We start from the raw sequence: 17,789 nt of genomic DNA on the forward strand, positions 1-17,789 counted from the left end.
GACGCAAGACAACGCGATCGGCGCCCATACTGATAAAGCATGACGGGCTGGGGATTAGGGATACCACGGATGAACGCGGCATCTTGACCGACGTACTTATCCAGCATTCTGCACGACACCCGCCGGACTTGGCACAATTCGATCTTGGGGGCCGCCGAGTCGAGCTAGCAAACCGAAGTATTAGCAGCCCGTGCGTCGGTGCAAACTTCAATGCGGAAGCTGCCCTCCCCTACCCCCGATAAATCTTCCTAATCCTCTACCCCGCTAACGTTTGCTTTCGGCAAGAAGCGGCCGTTCGTATGTTGATCTTCAGCAGGGTGCCGCTGACACCGAGACAGCGCAAAACTCAGAAGCCGCCTCTCAACCCCTATAAAGATTCACCTTTATATCGTTACTAAAGAAACGATCCTCACTCCATGAGGAAATAAGATCTCGTGCGTCAAGCCATGCCACTAGATCTAGGTTCTCTGGGCTGTTTTTCAGCCTTGGTGTCCTATATCCAGTTTTTATTTCCGAATATGGTTCCGGCAGTCTATCCAAAACAAGACGCACTTCGTCATCCGACATAAGCGAGTGGTATTTATTAAAAAGCGAGATCTGGGTCGCTATCGGAGCAGAGTTCGTTATCAACGATTGCGCGATACTTCCATTAAGGTTGGATATCTCAACGTTCGGGCTATCCAGAATCGGGCCGATAAGCGCTGACCGCTCGGGGAGGCTCACGAGCGCTCCTAGATCCATCAGTTTGACTATCTCGAGTTTGGCTGCTTGATCAATTTCAGACCTGAGAAGCTCTTCCCGGAAGTCATCGTCGAGGGCAAAGTTGGCGGGCGCGGCCAGGTATGTGTCAATGTTGGCCGCCACGAACAGCATCTGCAAACTCGTGTCGTCAGCGAGCTGATCAAGACTCTCCTTAGTAAATTTGACTTTTCCCTCATCAATCAGGATTCGAAGCTTGGTTGCCCCGAGTTCTTGGGGCGGGTTCTTGAACGGCAGCGGCAGGGCGCGAACATACTCTCTATAGGAGGCATCAGACAGCGCGCCTGCCTCAACGATAAAACGTCGAAGAGGGCGTGAATCCAGGTCGCCTGGCATAGGGTCTTGCAGAATAACCGAACGGATAAAATCTCGATCAAGATATGCAACCAGGCTACCTGCATTGAACCCGTCAGCTCTCATGAAATCAAGGCAGTTCGCCCAAGTTGGTTCAATCACATTCGACTCGAACAGCATCGCGTGCCATTTCTCTGGCACATCCTCTAGATTCGATAGTATATTCGTCTGGCGTTCCAGAAACTTCCGAAGATCATCCGGATTAAGCGTCTCGTGGCAAACCACAGCTAGGATAGCAGGCTCATCTTCTTTGGAGTTTCTTTGGAGCCCCAAGAGGATATCTCGCAGGTAATGGTCAAAACTGCGCTCAACTCGCCCCATCAAAGGTGCGCTATTCGTTGAACGTATGATAGTAAAGTTTCTCTCCCGTAGCGGCTCGAGATCGCTCTCTCCCAGAATGGATTGGTAAGCGAACTCCAAGTTCGAAATCGTGAGCTTGAAACAACTCTCCTCGAACATGAAGCGTACGATTTCAGTGTGTTCTTTGATCGCAGCCAGATCTTCGACCTCAAAATCGAGGCATCCAAGACGCTCCGGTGCTAGCTCGGGAAAATTCACCAAAATTCCCGGAAGGTTTGCGTCGACAAATTCTGAAAGAGCGCTAAAATCCCTCGCAAGCGATTTGAGCGAGCTCAGCGGTAGATTCGCCACCAGCTGCGAAACGTGAGAGGTACTGTTGGCGCTGGCAATGGCAGCTGGTACTAGGTCCTTCCAACTTTTGAACAACCCCGTAAGAAGCCCTGCAACATCACGGCCACTGGTATAATAAGCTTCCAAGAATTCTTCGCTTCTCTCAAATTCAGACGAGAGAAGCTCGAAAAACTTCCGCGACTGATCAGGGTAAAGACCCGGATCACTCAAAAGGCTATCAACAATCTTAACGTTCAAGGCATAACTTTGCCGGAAGTCCTCATCTCGCATCGCTGCGATGACTTCCTTAGGGTTGTCGATTGAAAAACTTGGCTCGGGGGTAACAAATGCCCGTATCTGGATCAAAAACCTATTGTCATTAGGCGACAGGCGGCCTGAGTGAAATAGTGAAGTGTACTGGTAGTAGGTGTCATCAAGATGGCCTTCTAGGATAAGAAAGCGAGCGAGCTCACCCTTCTCTCCGAAAGCTTTAAAAACATCCTCTACACGGTCAGCGTTCAAACGTAGCAGCTCATTGAGCTTTGCTGTGCGCAGCTTAGAGATCTTTGATCTGAGGTCCTGTATTCGGTGTAGGATCTTGTTCTTAGCTTCATCCGTCTTACTTTCGATCTCCTCCTTGCGTTCTAGGTAAGATTTTTGTGGGTCTACCTCGCTTTGCAACTTAGAAATATCGAACTGCTGAAATTGCCCCTGACCATAGCGGCAATATAGACGCTGCCCGCCAATCAGTTTCTCGAACACATCGTGGCCGACAAGCTCCTGGGCCGCGATCAAGCTTTGCGGATTGATGCCGACGCCGATAAATCCAGCTGGAAGCATTTCGACCAGAGCCATAGCGTAGATTTGGCGCAGCTCTTTCAGGTCCGTAGGTGTCTGCCGCTCCGCGACTTCGAGTCGTCTTTCGAGATCTGCGATCTCGGTCCTGTATTCTGCCTCACCTTCACGAATTAACTTATCTTGACGATTCAATATTTCCGCGAGATTGCCCGCCCCGCGGTGCAACTGCTCAAAGTCCCTTGGGTAGACATTTTTATAAATCAGGATCGCGAGAAGCTTGCTTGCATCAAGAAGGCTCTCCCCGTCGGCCTCCAAGTGAGCCACATAAATGGCATATTCATTGAAGATGTTCTGAATCAACCTAAGGTCGTTTAGGTAACGCGAGACCTCTCTGAGAAACTGCCGATCAAGGCGGCCATCGATCTCCAGCCTTCTTCCCTGCCTCAATACCATGTCGATCGAATTTGACGAATTGATAATCGGTATCACGGGAATGATAAATTCGAAGAACTTGGTTCGGTCTGTGTTGACAAACATGTCGTCACGCAAGGCGTAGATGAACCTAACGGGGCGCTTTACACCCGCGTTCTCGTTCACGAGACTATTAAGCTCGCGCAGCGTCACAAAAATCTCGGCGTCGTTGAACCGATCTAGATCTTCAATTATTACGAGATCATAGTCGGTTGACTGAAAGAAGTATATTATTTCGTCTAAATGACGATTCAGTACGGATGTTTGGTCCTCATGTGCGGGCCTTATCTCAACGTCTTTCAATGAAATGCTCTTGAGCGAAAGGCCGAAGCTCGCGACATAAAGGTGATGAAGTGCCGCCCATAGAAACGCTGCTGCAAACGCGCAGATCCCCAGGTTGAAGCCGTTGCTGAGCGCGAACGGAGTAAAGAAGTCGCCACTCATGATGTCCTCTCGCCGACTAAACACATACCAAAGCGCGAGAATTCCAAGTGTTATAAAAAGCGACTTGACTGCCGACCACACACCAGGCGACTGAATTCTCTTGAAGCGAGACAGCGGGAGTCTATTTGCGTCAGCTCCATAGAGCATCTGCTGCAGAATGCTTCGCTCAATCTCTTGACGGCTCACCCCCGCCCCCTCCGAATCCGCCTCGGGGATGAAAGCAGCGAGAGAGATATGAAGCGCAGGTCGCTGATATTTCTTCAAGAAGGTTTGGATGATACTGCTCTTTCCCGAGCCATAGGGGCCAGTCAGGGCTATGTTGAAAACCTTCGTATTGCTCGTCGCAAACAGAATTGCTTCGGAGTACACGCCGGCCTTGTCTGCCTTGTCAGTGGGCGCGAGGTCTACAAAATTCGCCTGAATGTCGGCGGAGCGATCTTTGCTTTCCAGCCATGACCACATGCGAATGAGATTGTGGGAAAGTTGTCGCGCAATGGGAACGATGGCTTTTTTCATGCGATCCTGAGCAAGGTAAATTTCGTGATACAGGAACCAGGATGGCCGCGTGACGCACCTACAATTTGCGGCGCGTCATTCCAGCTCATTTAATTTTAATCTGGGCACAGTGAATTCGATCAGAGCGGTTGTACGGGTGGGCCAACGTAATGTAAAGCTAATGGGTTTGCACTTCCACCAACGGAGGGCAAAACTGCAGTCGGCCACATTGGAATGACCGTAATCGGTCGAAGGCTGCCCGTCCCTACCCCCGATAAACATCCCTAATCCTTGCATGACCATCCGCCCCTAACCGGAGCGGATTCCGGAGACTAATCGCCTTTGCGAAGAAGCCACGCAATCTGGCGGCGAGCGGAAGAGATCACGTCATTGAAGAGCATGACGGTGGTATTCGGCTCGACATACTGACTGGATCGAAGATCCCCTCCCTTCCTTCCTCCTAGCAGCAGCACGCGAATAGTCTTTCCCGATGAGGCTGACAAGTCGTTCCGATAGCCTGTCAGCTGCTGATAGTCGGCATAGGTAAGTCCGTGATCCGGACGCTTGAATTCGATGAGCAAATATTCCTCATTCAGATTCTCGCTTAAGAGCAGATCCGGCCTCTTTGAAGCATGGTTGCCTTTGTACTGCTTCCCAAGGTACTCCTCAACCTGCTTTTTCAGAGTCTGATTTGAGCTAAATAAGGAGTATTCCGGGCCAAAGATCCACAATGCATTCTCGATGGCAACGTGCATCTGGACTTCGCGCGTTTTCGGATCGTCACTGAGTCGTTCAAGCTGATCCAGATACAGCGATCTCGCCTCAGCTTGCTGGACCAGGTGCGCCATGTCCGCTAGGCCGAAGTCGCCCAGTGCATCGGCGAGGGTGCCAATCTCGCCACGTGAGGCTTCTGCTATGTGCTCCATCAAGGCCCGGTAATCAGACCGCTCCAAGGCCTCCAACAGGACGAATACCATCGGCTCGACCTTTGACTCAGGTTCTCCATAGAATCGATCAAGCACGCGCTTGATGGCTCTTTCCGCAAATTCGCGCTTGTATTCTGGCAACTTGGCGAGGCGCTCTTTGACAGCCTTCTGCAAACGGGCCTGCGCTAACTGCATCTCTTGCCCGTAATGAATCTGAAAAGCCTCTCGTAGACGGGGTTGGAGGTATGCCTCTACTTCCTTCATCAACTCACTGTTCTCCAGCACCTCACCCCATCCGGCGGTGACATGTGGGGCAAGGCCGTCAGCGTCGATTTCACCGAATAGCTTATTAAGAAGCTTCCTGGGGAAGTCATCGGTACGGTCAAGCCCGAAGAAGCTTGGCTTACCCACTGCCTTGCCGTCGACGCGGAGGGTGATGCCCGGCTGTCGTAGACTTGCCTTTCCATCACTGATTGAGAAGCGTAGACGGACGTCTCCCGTTGCCTCCAATGCCTCTGCCTCTTCGTGGTAAGTACCGCGGACATCGTCAATCCCAAGCTCTTTGCCATTGACGAAGATGCTGAAGTCATCCTCACGACCGTATTCCTGCAAGAGGACTTGGCGCAGCTTGTCAGGGTCGGGATAGGCAAGCCCCTGATGTAGATCAGTTAGTATGATGTTTGTCTCATGCTCGCTTTCTGGGCAATCTGAGACTTCGTGATTGAGGGGGAGATGCTCAATATCTTCAGCTTTCGCAAGCTCCTCCAAGGTCAGGTGAATGCGAGACCACCGGCCGCGGGCCTTGGTTTCGAGTCTCATGACGGACGCGGCCATTAGACCGGCAAACTTGCCGATGCCCTTGCGACCCTTAATGAGGCGCTTTTTTCCAGCTGTTCGCTCGCCCTTGCCGGCTCGACGATCGCGAGCGATGAACAGATAATGGCGCCTCAACTCTTCTTCCGTCATGCCGCTGCCATCATCACTAACGGTGATTGGCTCCTGGGTCATGGGGGCTGGCAGGCTGATCCTGACTGTGCTCGCGTCAGCATCCCATGCGTTATCCACGAGTTCCTTTATAGCCTTCTCAGTTGACGCGTATTCTTGGCTCAGCAACGTCGCAAGGCGAGCGTCGACTTGAAAGTGCATCTGATTCATGCGCCCCCCTGTCCTTCATCCCGGGTGCCGCGGTTGACGGTGGCTCCCATCATGCTGACCTTGCCAAGTTAAACGCCAGCAGGCGTTCGAGCACTTCCTCTTCGCTCAGCGGCCAGCTCCACCCGTAGGCATGAGCTACGGCCTCATCGAGCTCGTCGTGGAGAGACACAAGCCAGTCAGGCCGCTCGTTGTACAGAGCGGTGATGGTACGAGCTGCCAGTTGCTTCTCGAACCCAGACTTGGCCACAGGCCTGCTGGGATAGCCCGGCGTTGGCTCGTCCACCCAATCGACCCATTGCTGAGGGTTCAGCCAAGCATCCCGACGGTTTAGAAGGGTCTTAGCCAGCTCGGCGATTTTCTTTGTCCGGGGATCCCCCAACACCGTCTTGAGCGGCAGGTTGGGCGTGAGGCCATCGGGGAAGGGGAACGCTTCGAAGGTCGTTGTCGATGTGTACCGAGGATCGTTGCCCACCCCCATTCGGGTTCCAGCTCGCAACGCCCACGCCTCATGGATCTTCGACTGGAGAATCCCTAACATGAAGTCATCGTCGCGAGCGATCGCATAGACAGATCCACTGGGCAGCATCTCCGGGGACATCCAAGCAAACACTCGATGCTTGGAGACTTCTGGGGTGGCGATCCATCGGGTCAGTGGAGCCAGAGTCTTCCGCATCTGGGGACGGGGCCGCTGATGCCTCCACCACGCGCCTTGGGCGGCTACCTCTCTGCGCTTGCCAGCTGACGCCACTGCTGTTTTGAGATGCTTGAACGGTGCCTCGAACAGCATCGCCACCTTCTGCTCCATTTCAACGCCGAAATCGATCAACCAGGCATCAGTTGGCCTGCGAACCAGGTCCATGCCGTTGAGCCAACGACGCAGGATTGCGCTATTGGGTTTGCCGTGCGGGTTAGGCAGCGTCAACCACTCCCGCGCTGTCTCGGCAGGGACTTCGAACGGACCACCGAGTTTCACACCCTGGAAGCAAAGCCCCTTGTTCTGAGCCAAGGACTTGGCTTGGGTTAGATCCAGCTCCACCCCACCGAAAGCCTGTGCGTGGAGGTCCGGATAGATGGTCTGTACTTCCTGGCCATCGAGCCGCGCGGGCGCGCTGGACTGACCGAAGGCGACCAGGGAGACCCGCACCGCTGTGCCCTTGTCCCACCACTCCTCATCGCTCCAGGCGTCGTAGATCCGCGACTGTTCAACGATGCGGGCTAGCGAGAGGCGATTGGCTCCGCCTCGAATGCTGTTGGTGGCGACCAAGCCAGCACGGTGGGTTGTGCCGGTCTCGATGGCATCCGTCGCACGCTCGAACCAGTAGCAGACGAAATCCGCCCCTTCGGAGACACGGCCGTCGTATGCTTCGCGCAAGGCTTGGACGTACTCCTCCCCTAGTTCGCGCAGGAGCTTTTTGTTCCCGATGAAGGGCGGATTGCCCACGATGACATCGGCTTGCGGCCAGGCGGCAGGAGCTTTTCCGGTGATCAAGGCGTCTCGGCACTGGATCTGATCCAGCGGATGGAGGATGGGGTTTTTCCTCGCGCCGTAGCCGTTCTGAACCATCCATTGGAGCTCACCGATCCATACGGTGATGCGGGCAAGCTCGGCGGCGTACTCATTGAGTTCAATGCCCGTGACCTGAGCAGGCCCTACTCCGAGGATCTGGCGCTCCAGCCCCATCTCCGAGGCTTCAATCATGACGCGGTGCTCGAGGTCTTTCAGAGCCCTCAGCGACATGAACAAGAAATTGCCGGAGCCACAAGCCGGGTCAAGAACCTTGAAAGCACGCAGACGATCTAGGAAGTCAGAGAAGCGCTGCTTGGCCTGGTTGTGAGCCTGAGTGCGCGCACCCTTCTCCGCTTTGCTCAAACCCTGCCGGGACCCGTGCAGATTGGCCCTGCTCATCAGGTCGGCCAGCACTGCCTTTTCCTCTTCCCAAGCCATCAGCCAGGGCTGGCTGACCACAGGTCGGACGATCTTCATGATCGTCTCGGGGTCGGTGTAATGAGCGCCCAACTGGGAACGCTTTTCCGGGTCAAGGCCTCGCTCGAAAAGCGTGCCGAAGATCGAGGGGTCGATTTGGTCCCAAGACAGATGGCAGGCAGCCAGAAGCGTGCGCAGCTCCTCGCGGTCCAGTGGCAAGGTGGTGTCGTCGTTGAACAAGCCACCGTTGAACCACTCAACCTTGACGAAGCCGGCCTGTCCTCCCGTACGCATGGCTTCAAACAGTTGGGCTGCGTTTGACTGGAACGCGGCAGGATCGTCTTGTGACGCGGTTACCATCCGTGTAAACAGCTGGTCGGGCAGCAGGCCGATGTCCTCGGCGAACATGCAAAATACTAGACGGTTGAGGAAGTGGGCGACTTCCTGGGCAGCATGGTTTCGGCCTCTCAATGTCCAAGCCAGGGCCGCGAACTTCTGTGCGGCCTCCTTGGTGATGTCGGAGCGCTTGGTCCCGGGACGCAGCTCTTCGGGGTTGTGGAACATCGCCCGGACCTTGCGCAGGACCTCGGACTGGACCAAGTCCTCCACCGTGAAGCGATGAACTTCCTTCACCGTGTTGGTAAAGTTGGTATGGATCTCGATGGTTTGAAGGTCGGAGACAACCAGCAGAGGCGGGTTCTGCAGATCGTCGGAGTACATCTTGAGCTGGGCATAGGCGTCTTGAAGACTGCGCCCGGTCCCCTTGGCCTCCCAGCCGAAGAAGCCTTTTTTCCAGGCGTCGGCGAAGCCTTTGCCGCCTACCGTCTTCTCCGCCCCGTATTCAAAGGCGAACCAAGACCGGGTGGGATCTGCCTCCCTGGGCGTCTTATGCCCGACAAGCAGGCACATATCATTGAAGAAGGACTGCGCCTCGGCGCGCTCCTTCCCGCCTCCTTGCCACTTGGCGATGAACTCATTCGGTGTCATGTTCAACCCCCTGGACATGGCAATCATACGACGGGCCAGAACACGCCCTTAGGTCACCAGCGCCGAGACTCGTCGGAGGCGCAGATTGGCGCACCCAACTGTGGCTCCTCCATGGAAAGAAGGCGGTCTGCCCTGCTCGGCGGCATACCGGTGGCTGGTAGAAGCCTTCGGGCTGCGCAATGAGCAGGCGCACGTTCGCCAAGTGCGGTCCGAAGACTACCGGTTAGGCAGCGTACGCCCCCCCTGCCCCCGATAAACCTCCCTAATCCGGACGTGAGCATCGCCTCTTGGCCGGAAGCGGAGGCGCATCGCAGAACGCTCGTTGCGGCGCACCTCGGTGGCACTGCGGTTGGAGGCGTGCGAGGCAATCCCTCCGCTTCTAGCCCGGAATCAATTGAACGCGCTTTGTTTCATTGCCGGCCGCATCGTGCAAGATGAGCTGGCCACGTCTCGTGCGCTGCAAAAAGGCCGCGTAGTGCTCGTTCGCCTCGGGCGCGTGGGCAGGCATCTGTCCCTGAATCGCTTGGTCAACCGTCTGCGCCAGGGTTCGCGTCGTCCAACATTTGCCCAGCGCAATCTCGCCCATTTTGGTGCTGCCGATGGTTCCCGAGTACACCCCTAAAAGCTTGAACTGCTTGATGCGAGCATCCTCGACATTGTCGTGATCGTAGTGCTCTAGGGCCGAAGTGTCGCCGCGCCTCACCGCTTCGATGAACGCGTTGCCCTGCGCGTTCCTCGCACGCATCATTTGATGATCCTCGGAGATCAGCACGGGTGCACCGGACATCCCTGCGCGACTGAGGGAGTCGATCAGGACCACCCGATCATGCAGAGGTACGGCAGGCTCGGTCGCGATGCTGCCGCGCTTCCATACGGGCAAGTAGTACGGCGACTGTGCACCGAACTCGGCCTCGAGGTCTGCCTTGCTGAAGGGATAGCCCAGAATGAAGACGTCCTTCGCCACGGCTTCCACGATCTTGGCATCGTCCTCCACCGAATGGATATCCACGAAGTAGAAGTACTCCTCTAAGGCCTCCGGAAGCTCAATCAGTGCGATGTCCACAGCATGACGATCCGGGTGCTCGTACCAGCGCGGCTTCATGTCGGCATCGTAAAGCGGGACGGAAAGCTCGGAGACGCTATTCGTCCGACTAAGCAGCGTCACCTTCAAATAGTGCGGGGATGGGTTGATTGCCTTGCTGGGATCGACGGGATTCAAACCACTAACCACATGCCAGTTGGTGATCAGCAAAATCGCGCCCTTGACGCGAACGAAGAATCCCGTGGCGTGACTACGCAACAGATGCGCACCATCTAGTCGCACACAGAAGCTCTGCAAGTAGCTGGTGGCCCGCGAAAGTGAATGGATCATCGTTGACGTATTTTTAGAAAGGCTCATTTTATACATGCGTGCGACCGGTTTCGCGCGCAGTCGCGTTTGTGTCCGAAGTAAGCTCCACCACTACGACCAATGGCGGACGGCACTCCAAGGTCCCGGATTAAGCCGCAGCTTGACTGCGGGGCCGCGGCTTCATAGATCAGTGTCGCCTCGGGACAAGGCTGGCCCGGCCCTACCCTCGATAACCCTCCCTTATCCGGCTGCCGGCGCCCGCCAGGGTGCACCACGGCTAAGCGCGCCGGTCGCAACCGAACCCGTTACCCTTTCCTACGAGCCGTTTTGGGGCATCGGCTCGTCCACATCCCGCCCCGAACACTGGAGAAGCAGCACCCATGGCGAAGGCACCCACCAACCGCATCAAGCCGATCACCGAGCCGTTGAACAAGACGCAGCTCATCGCGTTCATTGCAGTGCGCACTGAGCTCAGCAACCGTGAAGTCCGCGATGTTCTGTCCGCACTGGACGATGCCGCGAAGGCATCGCTGCACAAGAAGGGCGCCGGCCAGTTCACCATCCCTGGGCTGCTGAAGATCACGTCCGTGAAGGTGCCGGCCAAGCCGCGCCGCAAGGGGATCAATCCCTTTACCAAGGAAGAGCAGGTCTTCGCCGCGAAGCCCGCTAGCACCAAAATCAAGGTTCGTCCGTTGAAGGCCCTCAAGGATGCCGCAAACTGAGTCCGTCGGTTCCCCTCTCCAGTGGCCGCGGTCGCTGGAGAGGTGCCATTAGGTAGACATGAAGCCTGATCGGCCGCCATGAACGGTCAGCATCACTGAGAGCCCCAACTTGAACCTCATGAGTTCCTCGCCGCCCAGCTGCCGACACTGCGCGCCGATCAGATCAACGTCCACTTCGCGAAGACCGACTCGCACGGGACGGATCCGGTGAGCAAATTGAAGCGCGGAAATTTCTACGACTGGCAACCCCGCTTCGCTACACCGCCGAGCACCTGGTGGCCCAATAAGACGGTGGCCGGGACGTGGCCGGCAACATCGCTGCTGCGTGTTGGATATGCAACTCGCGTCGGCACAAACGCAAATCGCCCCTGCCCTGGATGCTTATCGGACCGTCGTGCAGAGTCGCGTGGTTGCGCACACGGGCAAGACGTGCGAGCGCCGAACCCCTACGCCTCCGCGTTCAACACCGATTCACAACTGAGGAGCCTCGGCCAAACGGAAATACCCGACGGCTGCCTTGTAGGAGGTTTCTGACGTCGAGGCGCGGCAACAACCGAGGGCGCGCGGCCGCTGAGTTGGGCACCCTACTCCTGCCCCGGCGCTAGGCCATCACTGAAGCTGTCCAGGATCGCGAAGCGGAGTCCGGCCGAACGGAATCGAAGCACGGCGCCGGGGCATCCCTTAGAGGCTCAACTAGGCTGCACCTTGAAGCTCGGGGCGTTTGCAATCGCCTTGCCTCGGCGCGTGCGCTGGCACAGGCGGCATGGCGTACTCGGGCAGCTTCATCGCGTCGCGGAAGTAGCGGCCCATAAGAAGCCGCGGGAACACCGGGCAGCGCGTTGCACCGCCACCCCCGCTTCACCTCGTCAAAGCATAGGTGGCAGGGAGGGGGCGATCGGTTCAATCGGCTCGGTGGATTGCAGCCGGCTTCCATCCGGCAGTCCTAGGGCACCGCGAGTCCGCTATGGGTCGGAAGCGGCCGTCAGCGCCCCCGATGAACTTCTTGGTTTGGCATGGCGCCGTGCATTCCGGCCATGCGACTGATCCGTAAGCGGGGTCCCGTTTCATAAGCCCTCCGTCCACCGGTGGAACGCGGCAAATGCCGGCGCCAACGTCAGGAGCCTGCTCACACCTGCGCCATCCCGCCATCCACAAACAACTCGACACCTGCCACATAACTGCTCTCGTCGCTGGCCAGGAACAGAGCGGCAGCGGCCACTTCCTCGGGGCGCCCCATCCGGCCCATGGGGATCATCCCCAGCAGCGCCTCGCGTTCCTGCGGGGTAGTCCACGCCATCATCGCGGTATCGGTGGGCCCCGGGCTGACCAGGTTGACGCGGATGCCGCGCGGCGCCAGCTCCGAAGTCCAGCTGCGTGCCAGGGTACGCACTGCCGCCTTGGTCGCGCTGTAGACCCCGCGCGCCGGCACGCCCTTGCTGCCTGCGATCGAACCCACCAGCACGATCGAGCTGCCGGCGCGCATCAGCGGAACGAAGGTCTGTGTGGCGAACAGCAGCGCGCGCACGTTGAGGTCGAAATGCCGGTCGAAGTGGTCTTCGGTCACCTCCTCCAGCAGCGCCGGCTCGGACAGGCCCGCGCTGACCACCAGGATGTCAAGATGGCCTGCTTCATCGCGCAGACGGGTTGCCAGGCCATTCAGATCAGCCTGCACACTCGGGTCAACGGTCGCCGGGAGCGCACCCGCGCTTGCGGCCGCCGCTTCGATGTCCGGGCCGCGCCGGCCCGTGCCCCAGACCTGGGCACCCTCGCGCACGAAACGCTCCATAACCGAGGCGCCGATGCCGCTCGCCGCGCCGATGATCAATGCCTTTTTTCCTTCCAGTCGTGCCATGTCCGTTGTCCGTTGAAGAATTGTTGGTGACCGATATACGATCTATATTTGAGCTACTCAACGCACTCGATGCATACAAGGTATCGGGAGGTATATCGCCATGGCCCCCGTGACTGATCTGCAACTGGACGACATGCGCGCCACGCGCACTGCCCTCGAACACATCACCAATAAATGGTCGGTGCTGCTACTGGCCGTCCTGTGCCACGAGCCGTCGCGGTTCAACGAACTGCTGCATCGGCTGGACGGAATTACCCACAAGGCCCTGTCCGACGCCCTAAAGCGGTTGGAACGCAATGGACTGGTGACGCGCACGGTGATACCGACCAAGCCGGTGGGGGTGGAGTACTCGATCACCGAGCTGGGTCAGTCGCTGCGCGAGCCCATCCAGAGCCTGTCCGCCTGGGCAACGCAATACGGGCCGGCACTGGCTCGCGCACGGATGGCGTTCGATCAGGCGCAAGCCGCACCGGTGCGTTCGAATCGATGATTCCGGATCCGTCGAAGTCATGGCGGCGCATAGGTCCCTGCTAGTGGCGTCCGAGGTCGCTCAGCTGGCTATACGGACGATCACCTTGGTTTCGAAATCGGAAGGCGACGCGCACACAGTCGACTAAGCGAGAAAAGGCGGCCTCACTCACAGAGGATTGCCATGACGCGGATTTCGTTTCGCATCGCGGCAAGCAGCAACACCGTCCCGCCAGTTTCTCACTGGTCGTCCACAAGACCGCTACGCCGTTTTGCAAGTGCCGCCGCCCTTAGCTAAAGGGGTTCCCCGCACATATAAGAGCTCGACGGGACGGGCCCTCAATTGATGCAGGGCCCGTCTCTTGTGTTGCGCCATGCGTCGCAGTCGCAGCAGCGGCTGGCTTCAGTACGTCATCGGCTCCGGGACGTGGAGAGTGACCCGGTCCGATGAGGGCCAGCCCTTCTACTGCGCAGTGCTCGAGGGAGGCTGTCGGCTGGCGCTGGACGGCGAGAACGCCGTCGAGCTTCGTGCAGGCGATTTCGTCCTGGTTCCGGCCACCTTCGGCATCACGATGTCCAGCCTTGCGGCGCCAATGGGCCATGCCGACTCCGTGCCAGCTGCGTCGGGCGGAGGAGTCTTCAGGATTGGAGAAGTCGATGGCCCCGCAGATCTTCACCTGATTGGCGGGCACTGTAGCTTCGACTCTCCCGACGCCGCGCTACTAGTGTCCTTGCTCCCCCGCCTGATACACGTGCGGGATGACTCACGCCTGGCGTCACTGGTGCGCTTGGTCAGCGATGAGTCCCGTAACGCCCGGCCTGCGCGTGAGGCGATCCTCGCGCGGCTCCTGGAGGTTCTTCTCATCGAGGCCCTCCGATCCGGGCCCGGGACAACAGGATCTCCAGGGCTGGTCCGGGGCCTCGCCGACACCCGTCTTGCGGCAGCGTTGCGCGCTATGCACCGCGCGCCGGAAAGGCCTTGGTCGACTGATGAGCTCGCCAGGGAATCTGCGCTGTCGCGGTCGGCGTTCTTCAATCGCTTTCGGGAGGCGCTGGACATGGCACCGATCGCGTACCTGCTTGCCTGGCGCATGGGTTGGCGAAGAACTTGCTTCGTCGCGAAAGGCTCACTGTGTCGGAAGTTTCCCAGCGCGTGGGATATGGCTCAGCCAGCGCGTTCAGCGTTGCCTTCACCCGTTACGTGGGGCAACCACCAGTCAGCTATGCCCGCGAACCTTGAGGTTTGGCTGCGTAGCCTGAGGGAGGCAAGACGCCGTCGGGTGAAGGGTTATCGACGTTGAGCGACGCGAATAGCCCACGCAAGTTCGCACGATTGTTCAATACCGCGGGATACAGGGCCTCCAGACTAGCCTCGGTGACAAAGAAACGCCGTGACCGAGGATTCCCGGGATCGCACTCACCCGCACCTTCAGGCGCATTCGTGATCGCTGATCCGGCACCGGTCGCGGCTAGGACGAATGCTGATAGCTAGCGATGCCTGTCAGTACGCGCAACTGCGCGCCAGCGTAGGGACCGCCGCCTGTTCGAAACGTACACGGAGTCGGGCGACAACCGTCCCCACGTAGCATTGAATCGCAGGATCAGTTTTGTCCCCGCAAGATCGGCGGCGCAGGGCTCAGGAACCCCCGCCAAAAAGGTTCTCCCACTGCAGGCAGAGAGCGATGCTATCCCGATGAAGCAAAACGGTATTCTCCTCACAGCATTCCCGCATCAGCGGCCGTACCTTCGGCATATCAAAGTGTGCGCGCTAACCCTGTTGGCGGCACTGACCACGTCAGCATATGCGGATAGCGACATACCGGTTCCGCCCAGATCCGAGCGCGCCTCGGAAATACGGCTGACCGACAAGATCACGACGCTGCCTATCGTAATGGTCCGGGAGTTTCCCTTTATTGAAGGAACAGTTGCGGGTGTCGAGGGCAAGTTCATGCTCGACACGGGCGCCCAGGATTCGCTCAGTATCAATGACAACCGCGTACCGGTTTTAGACGCACGAACGATCGGCAGCGGTTTTTTTGGAAGCGGTCAAACCTTTAAGATTCGGCTCGTACCCGAACTGCAGGACATCCGCATCGGCGGGTTGATCTACCCTCGCGCGACTGCGGTCGAGAGCATGGACGCCCGCCTCCTTGAGGGAATTACACCCGACTTCATCGGCTGGATTGGCTACAACGCCTTCAGCGGACACGCCATGAAGCTGGATTACCAGAATCTGCGCGCAACTTTCTACCGGCATGGGGAGGCCGATTACCTGGAGTCAGAGCGAGTTGTCGCCGAACTGCCTTTCGAGACGCGGAAGCTGCCCAATCATCCCATTCAAGCGGGGCGTATAGGGGAAATGGACGTCGTCACGTCTTGGGATACCGGCCAACATGGCAACTTGTACACCAGCGAGGAAGGTAAAGCCCGGTTGCTGAGGGAAGGGCGATTGACTCCATCGCCAACGAAGCCGGATAGTTTCGACCTTCACGGCTTGCGATTGAACGGCCACACGATGCCGTCCATCCCGTCGATCGCTGTCCACACGACACACTCTCCCGCCGCCGCGCCCATCGGGATAAGCGAGGCAGATTGGCTTGTGCTCGGCTACGCTCTCCTGCACCAGTTCAAGACCGTCTGGGACTATGACCGACAACGTATCTACCTGCTGGAGCGCTAGGGAAGGTCTGGACAAGGCGTCTATCTGATCAGTAAATTCGGACGTGCTTCGCAGGCTTACCTGACATCTCCAGGCCTGCAGCCGAACGAGGGGAGGACGGCTCGCCCGAACCCGATCTCGAGGCGCAGGTGCGGCTCGCTCACGTCCTCAGTCAGCGTTTCCAGCCGGGTGGTCCGGTGCACCAGCCTTGCACCCAGTTCCTTTTCGAACGATGCCAGGCGGGCGCTTGCCGCTGCAGGCGTGACGCCGAGGTCGCGTGCGGCGGCACTGATGCTGCCTAGACGGGCGACGCGTACGAACAGGGTCAGACCACTGAAATTCATCATGTCATCCAGCCAAAAAACGGCAAGTGCGGTTGCGCACATGAACGCCGAATGCATCGCTCCGGCGGCGTAAATGACGTGCGAGAGCGCCGGAGCTTCAACGGTTCTTTGAAGCTGATTCAGCCCCGCGCCGGCTACCGGTGAGTGGGTCGCCACGCGAGCATGGCGCACCGCCACCGACGTGGCACCGATAATACCGTCTCATGAGCCACACAATGAAAGCCATGGTGTTGACCCGCTTCGGCGACGGCGATGCGTTCGAACTCCGCGATGTCCCCGTGCCAGCCGTCGGCGCGCGCCAAGTTCGGGTACGCGTGCATGCCACCGCGGTCAATCCGCTCGACTACCAGATCCGTCGCGGCGATTACGCCGCGTATGTACCGCTCCCGGCGATCATCGGGCACGACATCTCCGGCGTCATCGAGGAGATCGGCTCGGAGGTGACCGAATTCCGCCCGGGCGACGCCGTGTACTACACCCCCAAGATCTTCGGCGGCTGGGGCTCCTATGCCGAACAGCATGTGGCCGATGTGAACCTGGTGGGCCGAAAGCCGGAGAACCTGAGCCATCTAGAGGCGGCCAGCCTCACCCTGGCCGGTGGCACCGTCTGGGAGGCCTTCGTCACCCGAGCCCAGCTGGCCGTGGGCGAAACCATCCTCATCCACGGCGGGGCCGGCGGTGTGGGCACGCTCGCCATCCAGATGGCCAAGGCCATGGGCGCACGGGTGATCACCACCGCGCGTACGGAACACCACGCATTCGTGCGAGAACTGGGCGCAGATGAAGCGATCGATTACACCTTGGTGGACTACGTGGACGCGGTGGCGGAGATCACCCAGGGGAAAGGTGTCAACGTCGTGTTCGACACCATCGGCGGCGACACGCTGACCCGCAGCCCGCTGGCATTGGCCGACTTGGGTCGCGTGGTCAGCCTGGTGGACATTTCCGCACCGCAGAACCTGGTCGAGGCCTGGGGGAAGAACGCGGCCTACCATTTCGTCTTCACCCGCCAGAACCGCGGCAAGCTGGACGCGCTCACCCGTCTGGTGGAACGGGGGCAGGTGAAGCCGGTGATCGGCGCGGTGTTCCCATTGGCGCGCATGGGCGATGCCCATCACCTGCTGGAGAACGGGGCCCAGCATTCCCTGCGGGGCAAGGTGGCCATCGACGTGGCGGCGGCGCAGTGATCACCGAGATGGCATTGCTGCGTGTTCAAACCGGCATGAACAGGCCGTTCGAGGCAGCCTTCAGCAATGTGGCTCCCCTGCGAAGCTTCGACGAGCCCGCGCGACTACTCACTGGTCGCGCGGTTGTATGGGCTAGGGATCATCGATCGCTGGACGACGCGACCAGCCGAGACAAGTTCGCACGATTGTTCAATACCGCGGGATACAGGGCATCCAGACTTGCTTCGGTGGCAAAGAATCGCCGTGATTAGGCTCTCCAGCGG

At 58.4% G+C, this 17,789-nt stretch carries 10 protein-coding genes and 2 pseudogenes; 6 read left to right on the top strand and 6 right to left on the bottom strand.

What is annotated here, in order from left to right:
* Positions 1-360: 360 nt before the first annotated feature.
* From ACJQWM_RS11560 to ACJQWM_RS11570, 3 genes are all read right to left on the bottom strand, one after another.
* Entirely contained in the window at positions 361-3,972 is a 3,612-nt protein-coding gene (locus ACJQWM_RS11560) for a YobI family P-loop NTPase (RefSeq protein ID WP_332703493.1), read from the bottom strand.
* Positions 3,973-4,283: 311 nt separating this feature from the next.
* Entirely contained in the window at positions 4,284-6,032 is a 1,749-nt protein-coding gene (locus tag ACJQWM_RS11565) for an ATP-binding protein (protein WP_332703491.1), read from the bottom strand.
* Positions 6,033-6,081: 49 nt separating this feature from the next.
* Entirely contained in the window at positions 6,082-8,943 is a 2,862-nt protein-coding gene (locus tag ACJQWM_RS11570; protein WP_332703489.1) for a class I SAM-dependent DNA methyltransferase, read from the bottom strand.
* A 73-nt stretch (positions 8,944-9,016) separates the two neighbouring features.
* Between ACJQWM_RS11570 and ACJQWM_RS11575 the strand changes: the two are divergent.
* Positions 9,017-9,199 (top strand): annotated as a pseudogene (locus ACJQWM_RS11575) (hypothetical protein); the annotation flags it as partial.
* A gap of 123 nt (positions 9,200-9,322) precedes the next feature.
* Here ACJQWM_RS11575 and ACJQWM_RS11580 read toward each other — a convergent pair.
* The gene (locus ACJQWM_RS11580; protein ID WP_332703487.1) at positions 9,323-10,342 is read right to left on the bottom strand and encodes a S1 family peptidase; all 1,020 of its coding nucleotides are present in this window, start codon (positions 10,340-10,342) and stop codon (positions 9,323-9,325) included.
* A 332-nt stretch (positions 10,343-10,674) separates the two neighbouring features.
* Between ACJQWM_RS11580 and ACJQWM_RS11585 the strand changes: the two genes are divergently transcribed.
* Entirely contained in the window at positions 10,675-11,016 is a 342-nt protein-coding gene (locus tag ACJQWM_RS11585) for an HU family DNA-binding protein (RefSeq protein ID WP_332703485.1), read from the top strand.
* A 1,126-nt stretch (positions 11,017-12,142) separates the two neighbouring features.
* Here ACJQWM_RS11585 and ACJQWM_RS11590 read toward each other — a convergent pair.
* Positions 12,143-12,868 carry an SDR family NAD(P)-dependent oxidoreductase gene (locus tag ACJQWM_RS11590; protein WP_411306847.1) on the bottom strand — a complete coding sequence of 242 codons (726 nt, stop codon included), beginning with the start codon at positions 12,866-12,868 and terminating at the stop codon, positions 12,143-12,145.
* Positions 12,869-12,977: 109 nt separating this feature from the next.
* Here ACJQWM_RS11590 and ACJQWM_RS11595 point away from each other — a divergent pair, with 109 nt between their 5' ends.
* The 3 genes and pseudogenes from ACJQWM_RS11595 (at position 12,978) to ACJQWM_RS11610 (ending at position 16,016) form a co-directional block, all read left to right on the top strand.
* Entirely contained in the window at positions 12,978-13,358 is a 381-nt protein-coding gene (locus tag ACJQWM_RS11595; RefSeq protein WP_332703481.1) for a winged helix-turn-helix transcriptional regulator, read from the top strand.
* A 352-nt stretch (positions 13,359-13,710) separates the two neighbouring features.
* Positions 13,711-14,576, top strand: a pseudogene (locus ACJQWM_RS14240) (AraC family transcriptional regulator).
* 453 nt (positions 14,577-15,029) lie between these two features.
* Positions 15,030-16,016, top strand: coding sequence for a pepsin/retropepsin-like aspartic protease family protein (locus ACJQWM_RS11610; protein ID WP_411306848.1), 987 nt, complete (start codon positions 15,030-15,032; stop codon positions 16,014-16,016).
* A 56-nt stretch (positions 16,017-16,072) separates the two neighbouring features.
* Here ACJQWM_RS11610 and ACJQWM_RS11615 read toward each other — a convergent pair whose 3' ends face one another.
* The gene (locus ACJQWM_RS11615) at positions 16,073-16,495 is read right to left on the bottom strand and encodes a helix-turn-helix domain-containing protein (protein WP_332703477.1); all 423 of its coding nucleotides are present in this window, start codon (positions 16,493-16,495) and stop codon (positions 16,073-16,075) included.
* A 68-nt stretch (positions 16,496-16,563) separates the two neighbouring features.
* Here ACJQWM_RS11615 and ACJQWM_RS11620 point away from each other — a divergent pair, with 68 nt between their 5' ends.
* Positions 16,564-17,526, top strand: a complete 963-nt coding sequence (locus ACJQWM_RS11620; protein ID WP_332703475.1) for a zinc-dependent alcohol dehydrogenase family protein — start codon at positions 16,564-16,566, stop codon at positions 17,524-17,526.
* Positions 17,527-17,789 lie beyond the last annotated feature (263 nt).

Origin of the sequence: Novilysobacter longmucuonensis, from assembly GCF_046600735.1 — a bacterium.
Taxonomy (GTDB): domain Bacteria; phylum Pseudomonadota; class Gammaproteobacteria; order Xanthomonadales; family Xanthomonadaceae; genus Novilysobacter_A; species Novilysobacter_A longmucuonensis.

What these genes read in the sequence shown, in the direction of transcription:
- ACJQWM_RS11580 (WP_332703487.1), bottom strand. Translation starts at nt 10,342, where the DNA reads ATGAGCCTTTCTAAAAATACGTCAACGATGATCCATTCACTTTCGCGG.
- ACJQWM_RS11585 (WP_332703485.1), top strand. Translation starts at nt 10,675, where the DNA reads ATGGCGAAGGCACCCACCAACCGCATCAAGCCGATCACCGAGCCGTTG.
- ACJQWM_RS11570 (WP_332703489.1), bottom strand. Translation starts at nt 8,943, where the DNA reads ATGACACCGAATGAGTTCATCGCCAAGTGGCAAGGAGGCGGGAAGGAG.
- ACJQWM_RS11565 (WP_332703491.1), bottom strand. Translation starts at nt 6,032, where the DNA reads ATGAATCAGATGCACTTTCAAGTCGACGCTCGCCTTGCGACGTTGCTG.
- ACJQWM_RS11620 (WP_332703475.1), top strand. Translation starts at nt 16,564, where the DNA reads ATGGTGTTGACCCGCTTCGGCGACGGCGATGCGTTCGAACTCCGCGAT.
- ACJQWM_RS11560 (WP_332703493.1), bottom strand. Translation starts at nt 3,972, where the DNA reads ATGAAAAAAGCCATCGTTCCCATTGCGCGACAACTTTCCCACAATCTC.
- ACJQWM_RS11590 (WP_411306847.1), bottom strand. Translation starts at nt 12,868, where the DNA reads ATGGCACGACTGGAAGGAAAAAAGGCATTGATCATCGGCGCGGCGAGC.
- ACJQWM_RS11610 (WP_411306848.1), top strand. Translation starts at nt 15,030, where the DNA reads ATGAAGCAAAACGGTATTCTCCTCACAGCATTCCCGCATCAGCGGCCG.